This window comes from Haloflavibacter putidus (genome assembly GCF_006546625.1).
Classification (GTDB): Bacteria; Bacteroidota; Bacteroidia; order Flavobacteriales; family Flavobacteriaceae; genus Mesonia; species Mesonia putida.
Genome location: NZ_VIAR01000003.1, coordinates 66,604 through 83,982, shown reverse-complemented (window position 1 = coordinate 83,982; position 17,379 = coordinate 66,604). Strand labels below are relative to the sequence as shown.

General features: G+C 36.3%; 17 protein-coding genes. 8 read left to right on the top strand and 9 right to left on the bottom strand.

Annotated features, from left to right (window positions below; translation table 11 throughout):
* Positions 1-28: 28 nt before the first annotated feature.
* From clpX to FKR84_RS03915, 8 genes are all read right to left on the bottom strand, one after another.
* Positions 29-1,261 (bottom strand): ATP-dependent Clp protease ATP-binding subunit ClpX, encoded by a 1,233-nt coding sequence (clpX, locus tag FKR84_RS03950; protein WP_141420902.1) that lies wholly within the window; start codon positions 1,259-1,261, stop codon positions 29-31.
* Positions 1,262-1,266: 5 nt separating this feature from the next.
* Entirely contained in the window at positions 1,267-1,956 is a 690-nt protein-coding gene (locus FKR84_RS03945; RefSeq protein ID WP_141420901.1) for a ClpP family protease, read from the bottom strand.
* Positions 1,957-2,059: 103 nt separating this feature from the next.
* Positions 2,060-3,382 carry a trigger factor gene (gene tig, locus FKR84_RS03940; RefSeq protein WP_141420900.1) on the bottom strand — a complete coding sequence of 441 codons (1,323 nt, stop codon included), beginning with the start codon at positions 3,380-3,382 and terminating at the stop codon, positions 2,060-2,062.
* Between the two features lie 75 nt (positions 3,383-3,457).
* Positions 3,458-3,799 carry a phage holin family protein gene (locus FKR84_RS03935; protein ID WP_141420899.1) on the bottom strand — a complete coding sequence of 114 codons (342 nt, stop codon included), beginning with the start codon at positions 3,797-3,799 and terminating at the stop codon, positions 3,458-3,460.
* 68 nt (positions 3,800-3,867) lie between these two features.
* Positions 3,868-5,406: an SGNH/GDSL hydrolase family protein gene (locus FKR84_RS03930; protein WP_141420898.1), complete on the bottom strand. Its 1,539-nt coding sequence runs from the start codon at positions 5,404-5,406 to the stop codon at positions 3,868-3,870.
* A gap of 11 nt (positions 5,407-5,417) precedes the next feature.
* Entirely contained in the window at positions 5,418-6,674 is a 1,257-nt protein-coding gene (locus FKR84_RS03925) for an OmpP1/FadL family transporter (RefSeq protein WP_141420897.1), read from the bottom strand.
* Positions 6,675-6,786: 112 nt separating this feature from the next.
* Positions 6,787-7,554 (bottom strand): alpha/beta fold hydrolase, encoded by a 768-nt coding sequence (locus tag FKR84_RS03920; RefSeq protein ID WP_141420896.1) that lies wholly within the window; start codon positions 7,552-7,554, stop codon positions 6,787-6,789.
* Positions 7,555-7,556: 2 nt separating this feature from the next.
* Positions 7,557-8,270, bottom strand: coding sequence for a pyridoxine 5'-phosphate synthase (locus FKR84_RS03915; RefSeq protein WP_141420895.1), 714 nt, complete (start codon positions 8,268-8,270; stop codon positions 7,557-7,559).
* 82 nt (positions 8,271-8,352) lie between these two features.
* Between FKR84_RS03915 and FKR84_RS03910 the strand changes: the two genes are divergently transcribed.
* The 8 genes from FKR84_RS03910 to murI all read left to right on the top strand — a co-directional run bounded on the left by FKR84_RS03910 (position 8,353) and on the right by murI (position 16,351).
* On the top strand, positions 8,353-9,015 hold the full coding sequence (locus FKR84_RS03910) for an acetoin utilization protein acuB (protein ID WP_317129100.1): 663 nt from the start codon (positions 8,353-8,355) through the stop codon (positions 9,013-9,015).
* Positions 9,012-9,905: an NAD kinase gene (locus FKR84_RS03905; RefSeq protein ID WP_141420894.1), complete on the top strand. Its 894-nt coding sequence runs from the start codon at positions 9,012-9,014 to the stop codon at positions 9,903-9,905. The genes FKR84_RS03910 and FKR84_RS03905 overlap by 4 nt, the downstream gene beginning before the upstream one ends.
* A 96-nt stretch (positions 9,906-10,001) precedes the next feature.
* Entirely contained in the window at positions 10,002-10,691 is a 690-nt protein-coding gene (porG, locus tag FKR84_RS03900; RefSeq protein WP_141420893.1) for a type IX secretion system protein PorG, read from the top strand.
* Positions 10,691-11,431, top strand: coding sequence for an isoprenyl transferase (locus FKR84_RS03895; protein ID WP_141420892.1), 741 nt, complete (start codon positions 10,691-10,693; stop codon positions 11,429-11,431). Before porG ends, FKR84_RS03895 begins: the two co-directional genes overlap by 1 nt.
* 7 nt (positions 11,432-11,438) lie before the next feature.
* A complete protein-coding gene (locus FKR84_RS03890) occupies positions 11,439-14,009 on the top strand; it encodes a BamA/OMP85 family outer membrane protein (protein ID WP_141420891.1) in 2,571 nt (856 codons plus the stop codon).
* A gap of 42 nt (positions 14,010-14,051) precedes the next feature.
* Positions 14,052-14,918, top strand: coding sequence for an OmpH family outer membrane protein (locus FKR84_RS03885; RefSeq protein WP_141420890.1), 867 nt, complete (start codon positions 14,052-14,054; stop codon positions 14,916-14,918).
* Positions 14,919-14,969: 51 nt separating this feature from the next.
* Complete coding sequence (locus tag FKR84_RS03880) at positions 14,970-15,482, top strand: OmpH family outer membrane protein (protein ID WP_141420889.1); 513 nt, start codon at positions 14,970-14,972, stop codon at positions 15,480-15,482.
* 77 nt (positions 15,483-15,559) lie between these two features.
* On the top strand, positions 15,560-16,351 hold the full coding sequence (gene murI / locus FKR84_RS03875) for a glutamate racemase (protein ID WP_141420888.1): 792 nt from the start codon (positions 15,560-15,562) through the stop codon (positions 16,349-16,351).
* A gap of 1 nt (position 16,352) precedes the next feature.
* Here the strand turns inward: murI and FKR84_RS03870 are convergent, their stop codons facing one another.
* On the bottom strand, positions 16,353-17,354 hold the full coding sequence (locus tag FKR84_RS03870; protein ID WP_141420887.1) for a PorP/SprF family type IX secretion system membrane protein: 1,002 nt from the start codon (positions 17,352-17,354) through the stop codon (positions 16,353-16,355).
* Positions 17,355-17,379 lie beyond the last annotated feature (25 nt).

The window sequence follows — 17,379 nt, the reverse complement described above, 5'->3', positions numbered from 1 at the left end:
CCCTAAGGTATAAAATAAAAATGATTTGTTAAGAAACCGCTTTCAATTTTTTAATAGTAGACTTGCTAAGGGCTTTTTCTGTGTATTCTTTGGTTACCTTAAGTTCTGTAGTATCTGTATCTGGCAACTCGAACATAGCGTCTGTTAAAACTGCTTCACACAAAGAACGTAAACCGCGAGCACCCAATTTATACTCTACTGCTTTATCTACAATAAAATCTAAAGCGCCATCTGTAATATGCAGCTCGATATTATCCATAGCAAAAAGCTTTTTGTATTGTTTTACCAAAGCGTTTTTCGGCTCGGTTAAAATACGTCTTAATGTAGGTTTGTCTAACGGATTCATAAAAGTTAATACCGGCAATCTCCCAATAATTTCGGGTATCAAACCAAAGTCTTTTAAATCTTTTGGGATGATATATTTGAGCATATTATCTTTTTCTATAGTGTCTTCTGAGCGCGAAGCACTATAACCAACAGCTTGCATGTTAAGACGTTTGGAAATGTTACGCTCTATCCCGTCAAAAGCTCCTCCGGCAATAAATAAAATGTTGCTGGTATCTACTTCTATAAACTTTTGGTCTGGATGTTTTCTTCCTCCCTTTGGCGGAACATTTACCGTTGTGCCTTCTAGAAGTTTTAATAAAGCTTGTTGCACGCCTTCTCCACTTACATCTCTTGTAATGGAAGGATTATCGCTTTTACGCGCAATTTTATCTATTTCGTCTATAAAGACAATACCTTGCTGCGCTTTTTCTAAATTATAATCTGCGGCTTGTAATAATCTGGTTAAGATGCTTTCTACATCTTCTCCTACATAACCTGCTTCTGTTAATACCGTTGCATCTACAATTGCCAATGGCACGTTGAGCATTTTTGCAATAGTTTTGGCCACCAAAGTTTTACCCGTACCGGTTTGACCCACCATTACAATATTACTTTTCTGAATTTCTATTTCCTCGTCGTCTTGCGGTTGCAATAAACGTTTGTAGTGGTTATAAACCGCAACAGACATTACTTTTTTGGTGTATTCTTGCCCAATAACGTAACTATCTAAAAAGTCTTTAATAGCTTTTGGTTTACGCAGTTTTAACTCGCTACTTAATGCTTTATTACCTTCTTGTTTAGATTCTTCCAAGACTATACCGTGCGCTTGTTCTATACATCTATCGCAGATATGCGCATCCAAACCGGCAATTAATAAATTAGTCTCCGGTTTTTTCCTTCCGCAAAAAGAGCACTCTAATTCTTCCTTCGCCATAATACCTATTCTTCTTTCTTGTCTTCTCTTGTTAAAATTTCGTCTATCATACCATATTCTTTAGCTTTTGGTGCACGCATCCAATAATCACGATCACTATCTTCGTGTACTTTTTCGTAAGATTGGCCGCTATGCTTAGCTATAATATTGTATAATTCTTCTTTTAAAATTAATATTTGGTTGGCAGTAATTTCTATATCACTAGCTTGGCCTTGCACACCACCTAGAGGTTGATGAATCATTACTCTAGAATGTGGCAAACCACTTCTTTTACCGGCTTCTCCTGCACAAAGTAAAACGGCTCCCATAGAAGCTGCCATTCCTGTACAAATAGTAGCTATATCCGGCTTAATAAATTGCATGGTATCATAAATACCTAAACCTGCATAAACACTACCACCGGGAGAGTTTATATATATTTGTATGTCTTTGTTGGCGTCTGTACTTTCTAAAAACAACATTTGTGCTTGTACAATATTGGCAACTTGATCGTTAATGGCTGTGCCTAGAAAGATAATTCTATCCATCATTAATCTTGAGAAGACATCCATTGCTACGGCATTCATTTGTCGTTCTTCTATAATGTTGGGAGTCATTCCTACAGGCGTCATACTACTAATAATTTTATTGTAGTAATTTGGGTTTATGCCCTGATCTTTTGTTGCAAACTTTTCAAATTCTTTTCCAAAATCCATAATATGCTTTTTTCTTAGCGTTAAAGGCTGTTTATTTTTAGCCAAAAAGGCGTTAACCCAATGGGTTTAACGCCTTAAAGATAATTATTAAATCTATAAAAGACTATTTATATACTTCCTTAACAAAATTTTCGTATGTTATTTCTTTTATTTCCAAGTTGGCTTTTTCTTTATAGAAATCCAATAATTTTTGGTTCATAACCTGCTCAGAAAGTTTTTTCACTTCTTCTTGGTTAGACAATACACGTGCGGCAATATCGTCTAGTTCTTTTTCGTCTGGATTTAGTTGTCCAAACTGCGCCATTTGCATTTTTATGCGGTCCTTAGTCATTTCTTTAATTTCCTCTAACTGCACTTGCAAATCATTTTCTTGAATAAGCTTACTTTCGATTAATTGAAAACGCAAACCTTTTTCGCTGTTTTCATATTCATCTTTTGCTTCTTCTGCGCTCATTTCTTTTTCGCTGCTAACCTGAATCCACTTTTGAAGAAATTCTTTTGGCAGCTCAAAGCTGGTTTCTTCTATTAAAGTTTCGGTTACATCATTAAGCAATTGTTGGTCGCTTTGTTGCTGAAACTGATTTTCTGCATCTTCTTTAATGCGTTTTCTAAGTTCTTCTTCTGAAGTTACTTTACCTTCTCCAAATAGTTTATCAAACAACTCTTGGTTTAACTCTGCCGGCTCTTGTTTGTTTACTTCAGAAATTGTAAAACTTAGCTCAATATCTAGGTCTTCTGCTTTATCTTGCTCAACACCTAAATATTCTGCCAATTTTTCGTTAGTCTCGAATAAGTTTTTGGTTTTCAGCTTTAGCTCATCCCCTTTTTTGGCACCTAAGAATTTACCAAGGTTTCTTTTTCCTTTAATATCGTTTACTTCTAAAGTAGTAGTATTTTCTATTTCTTCTTCTTCATTAACAAATGTACCGGCAATAAGGTCGCCTTCTTCTACTTCTTCTTTAGAAACCAATTTACCATATTGTTTTTGAATGGTTTTTAATTGGTTGTCTATCATCTCCTCATCGGCTACAATATTGTAATGCGTAATTGTTTTTTTAGTATCTACGCTTACCTCAAATTTTGGTGCAAGTCCCAACTCAAACTCAAAGTTGTAATCTTCTTTATCCCAGTCAAAGTCTTTTTGCTCTTTAGGAAGCGGATTTCCTAAAACTTCCAATTTTTCTTCGTTAAGGTAATTGTTTAATGATTCTTGCAAGAGTTTATTAACCTCATCTACCAATACGGCTTTACCATATTGTTTTTTTACCAAGCCAATTGGCACATGACCTTTTCTAAAACCGGGAATATTAGCTGTTCTACGATAATCTTTTAAAATTTTATCAACTTTTGGCTGATAGTCTTCTTTCTCTATCTGAACTTTTACCACTGCATTAAGTTCATCTGTATTTTCTCTTGTGATATTCATTCTTTACTTTTCTAAAAAATTGGTGTGCAAAATTACAATTTATTTACCTGCCAACCAAGTTTTTAATTCAAAGGATTATCTATCTGAAAATACAGAGAAAAGGATGGCTTGAAAAATAGAAAGCAAAAGACTAAAAAATAAAGCCCACCAAAAACCGGCAACATAAAACCCGCCTATAAGTCCGCTTACCATAAGTACAATAAAAGCATTTATTACCAGTAAAAATAATCCAAAGGTAAGTATGGTTACCGGCAAAGTAAACAATACTAGAATTGGGCGTACAATTAGGTTTAACAGTCCCAGTACTGCAGCTACCAAGATACCGGTAAAATAATTTCTAATCTCTACACCTGCCAGCAAATTTGCTAAGATTACTACTACTAGAGCAGTTACTAAAATTCTTATAAGAGTTCGCATATTTTTTGTTTAAAAATAAAAAAAGCACCATTACTTAATGATGCTTTTTAGAAATATTTAATGATTTACTATTGCTGGTCGCCACTACCTATTGCGGGACCACCATTGTAATAACCAACATTTACTTTTGGCACAGTAGCATTATAAGTAGTATTAACCGCATCTATTATCCGGTTAGCTACTATTGCATAACCTCTGGGGGTTAAATGTATACCATCTAAAGAAAAAGCACCACCGGTAGCAAATTCTGCAGTAACAGTACCGCCATCAAAAGATAAACCACCATTGGCAACTTGTGCCAATAAAGCGTTAGCATCTACAAAAGCTAAACCATTGCTTTGTGCAAGATTTTCTATAACTGCATTATAGTTTGCAGTGGCAGTTGCTACTTTTTGCTGTTCTACAGCTGTTAATACGTGTTGATCTCCTAAAGGAACGCTTACTCCATTAATAAGTTGCGGATTATTATTTACGGTTGTACCGATAACTGAAGAAGAAGATAACGGAATTAAATCCTGATCGTTAGCTTGTCTAATTTGTCCTAATAATTGTGCTTGTTCTGCAGGTAAATTAAAAGGAGGTCCTTGTAAAGCACCAGACAAATCTGTTAAATCTTCGTCTACAATGGTTACGTAATTTTGCCCTGCCTGAAAATTAATTTGGCGCATTGCCGCTTCTTCTTGCGAAATTAAACCAGCTTGTGCTAATCCCGGAAGCACTTGTGTATTATAAGCTGCAAAATTAGCGTTTAGCATATCTGCCGTGGCTTGATCTAAAGGTACAGGGTTAACCGGCACGGTATTAAAAAAAGCAGTAGTAGTTACATCTGGAATGTTAAGTAAAACTCCGCCGCTGCTCGTTTCGGCTAAAGCCGAAACTTCTTGCGAGTAAATACTAGCAAATACATTAGGGTCTGTAATATCGTTAGAACCGTATGTGCTTGGGTCTAAATTTCCTGTTTGGTCTACGCCGGCTCCACCTGAAGTTGCATAACCTAAAACATCGTTATTTCCTATCCATAAAGAGAAGAAAGTTGGGTTTTGTGCTAAAGCATCTTCCAATACAGTAGCATTGGCAGAAGAACTAAAACGAGCAAAATACGGATTGGCTTGCCCTGTTGCCACGCCGGCAACATTACCATATCCCGGCGCTACCAAATGATAACTTTTTGCACCCGGAACCCCCATATTATTATAAGAGCCGGTTAACTTATTGGTTACTTCTGTGGTGGGTGTACCCGAAATATTTGTAGGCGCTGGATTACCTTGTGCATCTACCGAAAGAATTAAACGTGTACCTTGAATAGTTGTGCCGTTAAGCAACAGACCTCCCAAATTATCGTTGGTTAACGGTTGCGTAAATTCTCCTCCTCCCGCTTTAGCAAATTGATTTGCCAAAATATTAGGAAAAGAATTTTCTTGTCCTTGACGATACAGAGCATTATCTGCAAAACCGGCGGTAAGTGAATTTCCCACGGCTACATAATTGGTAAAGTCTGCTTCGCCACTTGTATAAACCCCAGAATCTTCTACCGGGTTGTCAAACTCCGGTTCACAAGCTGCGAACCCAAGTGCTAAAACTGCTAAAAATTTTATATAATTTTTCATAATTTAATATCTTATAATTTTAATGTAACTCCCAAGCCTCCTAAAAACGCGTTGTTTTTGTAGGTACCACCAAACGGAACTTGTTGTCCGTTTTCTGTATAATAATCGTAACTCTCGTTTACTTCATCAAATCGTAAATACGCAAAAGAAGCATCTATAGCAATTTTTGGTGTTATAGCAAACGAAAGACCGGCAGTATATGCGTGCGAATCATTTCTTGGAGTTTCTGGCGCAAAATAACCGGAATGTACAGGAGACTCGTCAAGATAATAACCTACTCGTAAAGTTAAGTTATCTAAAGCTTCGTACTGTAGACCAAATCTGTAAGTAGAAGAATTTTTATATTCTCTTGGGTTAACCGAATCTGGGATACCCGGTTCTAAGAAATCAATATTTAAACTATCGTAGGCATTCCAGAAAACGCGGTTATAGTCAAAAGCAAATAACCACTTATCCATAAACTCGTACGAAAGTCCTACGGTTAGCTCTGCCGGCATTGGCAATTCTGCATCAAAAGCTACCGTACCGTTAGAAACCGGAGCTAAAGGAGAATCAGGAACGTTGCTAAAAGTAGCATCGCCATTTTCTGCCTCTAAAATAATCTCGGATTGGTATTTAAACCCAATTCTAAAATTTTCTGTTGGCGAGAACATAGCACTTGCAGACCATCCCCAATTGGTCACGCCACTTGCATCTATTTCTACATTAGATCTATTGCCTTGCTCGTCTGTAAGTGTTCTATTAATATTTCTGTTTAAATTTACCGAGCCGGTAACAAATATTGGCCCACCACCTACACTAAAGATATCAGACACTTTGAATGCAACCAACGGCTGAATATAAATAGCTTGTAAATCTATATTGTTTACTAAGTGAGAACCTTCCCAATCTGTTGGCCACTCTACGCTACTACCATAGGGAGTATAAGCACTTAAACCTACGCTAAACCATTCGTTTACCTTATAGGATGCATAAATATAGAACGGCGTTCCTACACCAGTATCTGTCTCGGCATAAGCGCCGGTTTGAGAGTTTTGCCATTTTACGTTAGATTTTACGCCGGTAACTCCTGCAGAGATGTTTATTCGGTCTTCTAAATATACCAATCCTGCCGGATTAAAAAATGCAAGTTCTGCACTATTTACCACGGCAACACCGGTATGTCCCATTGCCAAAGCGCGCTGGCCTTGTGTACTTATTCTATATCCGCCGGCATACATACTGCCTACAAAACAAACGAACATAGAAAAAAAGAGTAGTTTTCTCATAATTAAATTTAAGTTAAAAGTTGTAAGTTTTTAAAGGTAAACTTAACATAATTTACCTAAAATGCGTATTAAAATTAAAAAATATTATGTTAGCATAATAAAATTTATTTCTTTAATCAAGAAATCCCATTACTGCGGTATAGAATTCTTCGGCTTTTTCTGCGTGTACCCAGTGCCCGGCTCCTTTAATTTTAACTAAATTACTTTTTGGAAAATGGGTTTTTAATAAATCTCTGTCCTCCTCTTTTATATAATTTGATTTTTCTCCGGCTATAAACAAGGTTTTCCCTTCATAAATTTCTCCTTCGTTCAAAGCTTCGCCAACAGCTTCTACTTTTTCTTTTAGTACGTCTAAATTCATTCTAAAAGCCAATTTATCTTTGGTTTTCCAGTACAAGTTTTTCAGTAAAAATTGACGCACTCCCCATTCTTTGATATATTCTTTAAGCAAATCGTCTGCTTTACCACGGCTATCAAGATTGGCGTCTTGCAAAGCGCTTAAACCTTCTAAAATAGTTTGATGGTGTGGCGAATAATATTTTGGCGCAATATCTACGATAATTAAATCTTTTAAAAATTCTGGGTTTTCTACTGCAAACTTCATAGCTACTTTACCGCCCATAGAATGGCCTAAAAGAATAATATCTTCTAAGCTATTTTGTTTGCAATACTCTGCAATGTCTTGCGCCATTATTTGATAAGAAAACTCTTCTGTATGCGGACTGCGGCCGTGGTTACGCAAATCTACCAAATGCACTTGATAACCTTGTTCTGCAAAATCTTTGCCTAGGGTTTTCCAATTATCTCCCATCCCTAGAAAACCGTGTAAAATTAAAAATGGCTCTCCTTTTTCCCCTATTACGTTAGCAAATAACTCCATATCTATTTTAATAAAACTCTATATTGGTTAATTGTATCTTCCATACCCATATAAATTGCTTCCGCGATAAGCGCGTGACCTATAGAAACTTCTAACAAACCTGGAATATTTTCTTTAAAATACTTTATATTCTCTAAAGATAAATCGTGACCGGCATTTATACCCAACCCAATTTTGTTGGCAATTTCGGCACAATCTTTATACGGTTGTATCCCAGTTTTATCGCCTTTTTCGTATGCTTCCGCGTAAGCTTCTGTATACAATTCTATACGGTCTGCTTGCGTATATTGCGCCGCTTCTACCATTTTTACATCCGGATCTACAAAAATAGAGGTGCGAATACCGTTTTTCTTAAATTCTGAAATCACCTCGGCAAGATAATCTTTATGTTTTATGGTGTCCCAGCCAGCATTAGAAGTAATGGCATCTACTGCATCTGGCACTAGTGTAACTTGCGCAGGTTTGTGTTTTAGGACCAAATTTATAAACTTAGGCACCGGGTTTCCTTCTATATTAAATTCTGTAGTAACCACCCCGCTCAAATCTGCCACATCTGCGTAGCGTATATGCCGTTCATCTGGTCTTGGATGGACGGTTATGCCTTGTGCGCCAAATTTTTCTGCCTGTTTTGCTGCGTGCACAACGTTGGGCACATCTCCTCCTCTAGCATTTCGTAAGGTGGCAATTTTATTGATATTTACACTAAGTCTTGTCATTATAAAAGTTTTAATTCCTACAAAAATACAAAGTTGATATGCTTTGTTGTAGTATATTTTGATTAATTTGCGAGAAAGAACGATGATGAAAATAGAGCCGTATATAATTAACGATGTAGCTGCACAAAGTTGGGAGCAACCAATAAGTGATTTAAAACATTTATTTGGAGAACTGACTCACAGCCATCTGCCATTAACCAATAACCGGGAATACGTTGGTTGCATCTCAGAAAATGATGTACGTTGTTTTGAAGAAGAAAAAACTTTAAAAGACTACCAATATGCAATAGAGCGCTTTTTTGCGCACGAAAATGATAACTGGTTAGACATTTTGGCCAATTTTGCCAAGCACCAAACCAATATAATGCCCATCTTACAAGACGACGATAATGCTTATTTGGGTTATGTAGAATTGGCAGATTTGCTTTCTATTTTTAACGAGACACCATTTTTAAGTGAAAACGGCGTTACCCTGGTAGTAGAAAGAGGCTTTAAAGACTATTCTTTTAGTGAAGTAAGCAGAATTGTAGAATCTAATGATGGCAGTATTTTGGGTATTCTAATAAGTAGCATGAATAAAGATTTTGTGCAAATAACTATTAAATTAGGCCTTAGCGGAATTAATGAAATTATTCAAACTTTTAGAAGATACGGCTATAAAATTGCGAGTAAGCATCAAGAAGACACTTTTTTGAAAAACCTTAAAGAACGCTCAGACTACCTCAACAAATATCTGAATATATGAAAGTAGCAATTTACGGACAATTTTACCATGAAAATTCCGGCAAATACATCGAAGAACTTTTAGAGCTGCTAGATAAAGAAGGTTTTGAAGTAGTAATAGAAGAAAAGTTTCTCTCTATTATCAACCAACACGAAACCATTACAAAAGACTATAACAATTGGGCGACTTTCAACGCTTTAGACAACAGCTTTAATCTTTTATTTAGCCTTGGTGGCGATGGTACTATTCTAAAAAGCATAGATTATATAAAAAAATTAGACATTCCTATTGTGGGTATTAACACCGGCAGGTTAGGTTTTTTGGCCACCATACAAAAAGAAGAAATACAAGAATGCGTACAAGCCATACTAGAAGGTAAATATATTATTTCTGAGCGCGAATTATTAGATGTTGCAACATCGCCACAAAACCAGAGTCTTTCTCAAACCAGCTACGCTTTAAATGAAGTAGCTATAAACAGAAAAAACTCTACTTCTATGATTACTATTCATACTTGGCTTAACCAGAAATACCTTACCTCTTACTGGGCAGACGGGCTTATAGTCTCTACACCAACCGGATCTACCGGCTATTCTTTAAGTTGCGGCGGCCCAATAATTTCTCCCGAAACAAAATCTTCATTAATCACTCCAATTGCACCACACAATTTAAATGCCAGACCATTAATAATTCCAGATGATACAGAAATAAAATTGCAAGTCACCGGGCGCCTAGAAGACTTTTTAGTCTCATTAGACTCTCGTGTTACCAGTTTACACAAAGACACAATTATTACCATAAAAAAAGCAGCATTTAAAATAGGCCTGGTTATTTTAGAAGATGACAGCTTTATAAAAACTTTACGGAAAAAATTGCTCTGGGGCGAAGATAGAAGAAACAAAAAACAATAATTTTGCGTAAAATTTGTTTATCATACCACACACAAAATTCTTATAAATTAAGTTAGAGAAAACTTAATTCATATATTTGCAAACTTTTGAGAATCTATGAGGTATTTAACGGGCGCTATGATAATGCTGTTTTTTGCTACTACAACACAATCACAAACTTACGAAATTGGAGCTTTCCTAGGCGGCGCCAATTACATAGGTGATGTAGGTTCTACCAATTATATAGCTCCAAAATCGTTAGCTTTTGGCGGTATTTTAAAATGGAATAGAAGCACCCGTCACAGTTTTAGAGCCACTTTAACGCATACAGAGCTAGAAGCAGACGATGCCAATGCCAGCGAAAATAGAAGGCAAAATCGTGGTTACGAATTTAAAAACAGCCTAACCGAAGGCTCTTTAGGAATAGAGTATACCTTTTGGGAGTGGAACCTTCACAACCACAAAACACAAGCAACACCATATTTATATTCCGGTATTACCGGATTTCTAACGCGCGATATGTACCTTCGCGGCGAAAGATTAATAAAACGAAACCGTAAAATAGATTTTGCCATTCCAATGGTATTAGGAATAAAAGGAAGTTTGGGCGGTAATTGGGTATTGGCCGCAGAAATTGGCGCGCGTTACACCTTTACAGATAATTTAGACGGAAGCAACCCAGAAGAATTTGAAGGCGGGAAAAGCTATCCTTCCTTTGGTAATCCAAATACAAACGACTGGTATATGTTTAGCGGCATTACCATAACCTATACTTTTGGGCGTAAACCCTGTTATTGTAAATTTTAATGAATTTAAAAACACAAATAAATACCAAAAAACTGCCCAAGCATATCGCCATTATTATGGACGGTAATGGGCGTTGGGCCAAGAAACAAGGTTTTTTACGTGTGGCAGGTCATGAGAGAGGAACCAAATCTGTGCGCGAAACAGTAGAAGCTTGCGCGGAATTGGGTATAGACAACCTAACATTGTTTGCCTTTTCTACAGAAAACTGGAACCGCCCCAAATTAGAAATAAAAACCCTGATGAATTTGCTGGTTTCTTCCTTAAAAAAAGAAATTAGCACCTTGATGGATAACGATATAAAATTAACGGCAATTGGCTGCGTAGATAACCTTCCGCAAAAAGCGCAAAAAGAATTACAAGAAGTAATAGAAAAAACCAAAGACAATAAGCTAATGACGCTTTGTTTGGCACTTAGCTATGGCGCAAGAGAAGAGATTGTAAACGCGGTTAAAAAAATAAGCCTTCAAGTAAAAGAAGGAGACTTAGACCAAACACAGATTGACGAAGCCTTACTCAGTGAAAATTTATATACGCAAAATTTACCCGACGTAGATTTATTAATACGTACCAGCGGCGAACAAAGAATTAGTAACTTTTTACTTTGGCAAATCGCCTATGCCGAATTATATTTCACCAAAATTTTATGGCCCGATTTCAGAAAAGAACACCTTTATGAAGCCATTTTAAATTATCAAAACAGAGAACGAAGATTTGGAAAAACAAGCGAGCAACTTAGTTAAAGCAATTATGACAAAAAATTTATTTTTTCTTTTAATTTGCTTTCTTAGCTTTAATTTGCACCTATCGGCACAAGATATCCCGATAGCAAATGGCAAAGAATACACCATAGGTGAAATTGAAGTAACCGGCAACAGTAGCTATAACGAGCAAACGGTAATTGCTTTTACCGGTCTTAAAAAAGGTGATAAAATATATATTCCGGGAGACCGCATGAGTGCCGTGATTAAAAAATTATGGGATTTAGGCCTCTTTAGCGATATTAACTTTTATGTAAACAGCATAGAAGGTGAGACTGTAAACTTAGAACTGGAAATACAAGAGGTACCAGAACTAAACGAAGTTACCATTAACGGTCTGGACAAAAAGAAAAAGCGTAAAGAGATACTTAAAAACAACGACTTAGATCCCGGTAAAAAAGTAACCGAAAACCTTATTGCTACCACAAAGCAAACTATAGAAAACAATTATGCTAAAGAAGGTTTTATTAACGCAAAGGTAAAAATACACACCCAACCGGTTACAGACACTACAGATGCAAAAACCAATAAGGTTAATATGTTTGTAAATGTATCGCCGGGTGAAAAAGTAAAGGTAGAAGCTATTAATATTACCGGAAACGAAGTTTTTAGCGATGGCAAGATTAGAAGACAAATGTCTACTAAGCGTAAGAATTTTATTAGGTTTTGGAAACGCTCTAAATTTATAGAAGAAGAGTACAAAAATGACAAGCAAGAAATTATAAAAAAATACAAATCTGAAGGTTATCGTGATGCGCGTATCGTTTCAGATAGTATCCGTAAAGTAGATAATGACGATATTGCCATAGACCTAAAAGTAGAAGAAGGCAATAAATATTACTTTGGTGATATTAGTTTTTTAGGAAACAGCAAATACTCAGACCAGCAATTACGAAGAGTTCTAAGCATAAAAAAAGGTGACGTTTATAACGGTGTTTTATTAGAAAAAAGAATCGCAGATACCGAACGTCCAGATGCAGACGATCTTACTAACTTATACCAGAATAACGGTTATTTATTCTCACAAATAAATCCTGTAGAAACAAGGGTTTATAATGACACGATAGACTTTGAAATAAGAATACAAGAAGGTAAAATTGCTTATTTTGATGAGGTAGACGTTGTTGGGAATACAAAAACCAACGACCACGTAATCTACAGAAATTTACGTACCCGCCCTGGCCAACAATACAGTAAAGAAAATGTAGTACGTACGGTTAGAGAACTTGGACAATTAGGCTTTTTTGATCCAGAAAATTTAGCACCAGAATTTAAAAACGTTAACCCAAATGATGGGACGATAGATTTAGAATACAATGTTACAGAAAGTGGCGCCAGTCAAATAGAATTACAAGGTGGTTACGGCGGCGGCGGTTTTGTAGGAACGCTAGGTTTGTCTTTTAACAACTTTTCCCTAAAGGGAATTTTTGATAAAGAGGCTTATAAACCTTTACCTATGGGTGACGGCCAGACCTTATCTTTAAGAGCCCAAGCTGCAAGTTTTTACCAGACTTATAGCTTATCTTTTTCAGAACCTTGGCTGGGCGGTAAAAAACCTATACGTCTTACTACTTCTTTCTCGCATACCATACAATATTATTACGATGCATATAATAGAGATGCCAATAGAGACAGAAGGTTTTTAATTACAGGTGGTTCTGTTGGTTTGGCAAAACGTCTTACCATTCCAGATGATTATTTTACTTTATCTTCCGCGTTAAGCTACCAACATTACAGTTTCAAAAATTATAATATTGGTTTATTTAATTTCCCTGATGGGAATGCCAACAACTTTGCTATAACTTTAGGTTTAAGTAGAGATAACACATACACCAACCCAATTTACCCAATGGGTGGTTCTAAATTTAGTATTACAGCCAAATTTACGCCTCCTTATTCTTTATGGAATGGTGTAGATTATGCTAACTTAGGTAACGATCCTGAATATCAAACCAACGGCGAACCCGACCCGGCCAAAATAGACCAGAAAAGATTTAACTGGTTAGAATATTATAAAATTAAATTTAACGGAGATTGGTACAACAATCTATTTGATAAAGTTGTACTTCGTACCAACGTAGAATACGGTTTCTTAGGAGCGTATAACAACGATAGAGGTATTCCGCCTTTTGAGCGATTTTATTTAGGTGGTGATGGCTTAGGCGGTTACAGTTTAGATGGGCGCGAAACCATTAGTATGCGTGGTTATCCTAACCAATCGCTTACGCCAATAGACAGAGACCCGGGCAGCGGAGCTACTAGAAATGATGGAGCAACAATATATAACAAATACTCCTTAGAGTTGCGTTACCCAATTACTTTAAAGCCTACTGCTTCTATATTTGCACTTACTTTTGTAGAAGGCGGTGCCACTTACGAAGATTTTAGAGATTTTAATCCGTTTCAATTAAACCGTTCTGCCGGCTTTGGTGTTAGAATATTTATGCCGGCTTTTGGTTTATTAGGAATAGATTTTGGATATGGGTTTGACCCTATTCCCGGAACAAACACTGGTGCAAATGGCTGGGAAACGCACTTTATTATTGGGCAGCAATTTTAAAAAAATAATTTGGCACGATATTTTCTATAAACACTTTACGATATGAAAAAAAGGCTTTTATTTCTTATTATAGCAATTTTTATTGCAAACGTGCAATTGCACGCGCAACGCGGTTTGAAAATTGGTTATATAGATATGGAATATATCTTAGAGAGCGTTCCTGAATACCAGCAAGCAACACAACAACTAAATAGTAAAGTGCAAAAATGGAAAACGGAAATAGAATCTAAACGCCAGCATGTAGAAAGCATGAAGCAAAATTTAGAGAACGAACGTGCTTTATTAACTAAAGAGCTAATTGAGGAAAAAGAAGCCGATATACAGTTTGAAGAAGAAGCTATTTTAGAATATCAACAAGAAAAATTTGGTCCGCAAGGCGATTTAATCATTCAAAAAAGACAATTAATACAGCCGGTGCAAGATCAAGTTTTTAATGCGGTGCAAGAAATTGGACAAACCAGACAATATGATTTTATTTTTGAAAACTCTGCAGATGCTTTAATGTTGTTTTCGGCAAGAAGGCACGATATTAGCGACCAAATTTTGGCTTTAATACAGCGCTCTGCACAAAAAACAAAGATAGAAGACCGCAAAAAAGAAAAAGAAGCCGTACAAGACAGTCAGTATAAATCTGTAGAGCAAGCAGAAGAAGACAAAAAAGAAGAAGCCGAAAGGGAAGCAGAACGTCAACGCATAGAAGACGAGCGCGAAGCACTTAAAAACGAGCGCCAGCGCAAAAGAGATTCTATACGTGCGGCAAAACAAAAAGAATTTGAAGAAAGAAGAGCTAGAATGTTAGAAGAACGTCAACGCAGACGCGATTCTATTATGAATGCTAGAAATAACAACAGGCCAAATAACGATATGCCACCAAGAAACGGCCAAGGCAATAGAAACGAAGAAGAATAATAAATTAAATAATCATCTAAACAAAACAAGTAACACTTAATTTTTAATCCAATGAAACAGTTTAAAACACTTTTAATAGCAGTATCGATTATTTTAGGAGGAATGCTAAGCGCCAACGCGCAAGACTCTAAAGTAGCTCACATTGCTACGCAAGAGTTAATAGAATCTATGCCAGAATATCAAGCAGCTATGTCGCAATTAGAGAAATTGCAAAACACTTACACTTCAGACATAGACGATTTGATGAAAGAAGCACAAAATAAAAACAAACAATACCAGGCAGAAGCTTCTACAAAAACAGACGAAGAAAATGCTGCAAGAGCACAAGAATTGCAAGCTACCCAGCAAAAAATTATGCAATACCGTCAAAATGCGCAGCAAGAACTTCAGAAAAAAGAAAACGAGTTAATTAGACCAATTTTAGAAAAAGCAAGAACTGCTATCCAAAAAGTAGCACGTCAAAATAATTATGATTACGTATTGGATTCTACTACAGGAACCGGCGTAATTTTAGCAGACGGTTATAACCTAATGAATGACGTACAGAAAGAGTTAGGAATTTAATCTATAATTTCTACAAAATTTCAAAAGCACTTCTTATTTTTACGGAAGTGCTTTTTTTATGCGCTCTTTTTTAATTTATGAATAAAACCAATCCAATAGGCATATTTGATTCTGGCGTAGGCGGGACTTCCATTTTTAAAGAAGTACACCGGCTGTTGCCTCTGGAACATATAATCTATTTGGCAGATAGTAAAAATGCTCCCTATGGCGAACGTTCTGCGGCAGAGATTATGGAGCTCAGCCATAAAAATACCAGCAAACTGGTAAAAGCCGGTTGCAAGCTTATTATCGTAGCTTGCAACACTGCAACCACCAATGCTATAACTTATCTCAGAAAAACATTTGATGTACCAATTATAGGCATAGAACCGGCCATAAAACCCGCGGCTTTAAATTCTAAAAACAAGGTTATTGGCATCTTGGCTACAAAAGGAACTTTATCTAGCGAGTTATTTACAAAAACATCAGATTTGTTTACCAAAAATATAGAAGTTATAGAAGTGGTAGGCAAAGGCTTGGTAGAAGCAATAGAAGCCGGCAAAGAAAACGATCCTGTTACGCTCAAGCTATTAGAAAAGCTCTTGCAACCAATGCTGGCAAAAGAAATAGACTATTTGGTGTTGGGTTGCAGCCATTACCCCTATCTTATTCCGCAGTTAAAAAAACTTTTACCCAAAAAAGTAAACATTATAGACTCCGGGCGCGGCGTGGCAAGACAAACCAAAATAGTATTAAAGAGTTTAGATTTACTCAACGAAGAACCGCAGTTTAAAAAGCCACAATTCTACACTAATAAAGATATAAAAGTACTTGCCCACCTCATCGAGGCAGGCAAGAATAATTTTAACGTGTCTTATTTAGATTTTTAATTTACTGGTTAATTGCTGGACAATTACAGTGGAAACGCTCATCGCTTTCGCCAAAGTTATAACCTAAAGTAATTTGATGAAAACCTGAGTTGGCCAATACAATAGAGTTTGCTTGGTAAGTATAGGTATACGCAAACATAAAATTGTTATAGTTTATTCCTAAGAACGGAGAAACATATTGTAATTTCTGGTTGTCTACGCTGGTCCCGTTTTCTGTATATTCTGCGCCATCAAAACTTCTTCTGTAGGAAAGGCCACCCCAAAGCGTTCCAAAATCAAATTCTCTGTAAGCTTTTGCATTTATATCTACACTAGCTTCTGAAGTTTCATCTTTATACATAAACATCACAGAAGGATCAAAAGACCAAGGCGAGTCATATAGCGGAATAACATACCCCAAAGAAGCTAGATATTGTCTTTGATTATCTGTTTCAAAATTTTCTGAAAATATATCACGCTGCTGCGGAATTACATTTTTAACCGTTAAATGCGAGTAAAATTCTAAAAAGTAATAAGAAACACCAAAATCTATATTAAAATAAGAGTCGGTTTGTTCTACACCTGCTATAATAGGATCGTCTCCCATTAAATCTGTTTCGTCTAATTTTTCTTGTTGCACACCAACACTAAGACCAAAAGATAACTGATTTAAATCTGCCGCACTTCTAGAGAACATCAAATGGTAGGCAAAAGTACCGTAAAAACCTTGCTGCGAAAAACGACCATTGCTGTCATTATACAAAATTGCACCAACACCAATCTTATCGGTAACTTTTCCGTGTGCACTTAAGGTTTGTAAATTTGGTGCATCGTCTACATCAAACCATTGCTGTCTCGCAGTTAGACGTATTTTGCTTCGGGTAGAAGCTCCTGCCATAGACGGGTGAACCAGATATAAATTATCTGTTAAATAATCTGAATAAACAGGAATTCCACGTTCTTGCGAAAAACTAAAAAAAGGAATTAAGGTTAATAAAAATAAGTAAGGGGTTATGGTTTTCATAAATCTAGGGTTATCTTATAGGACT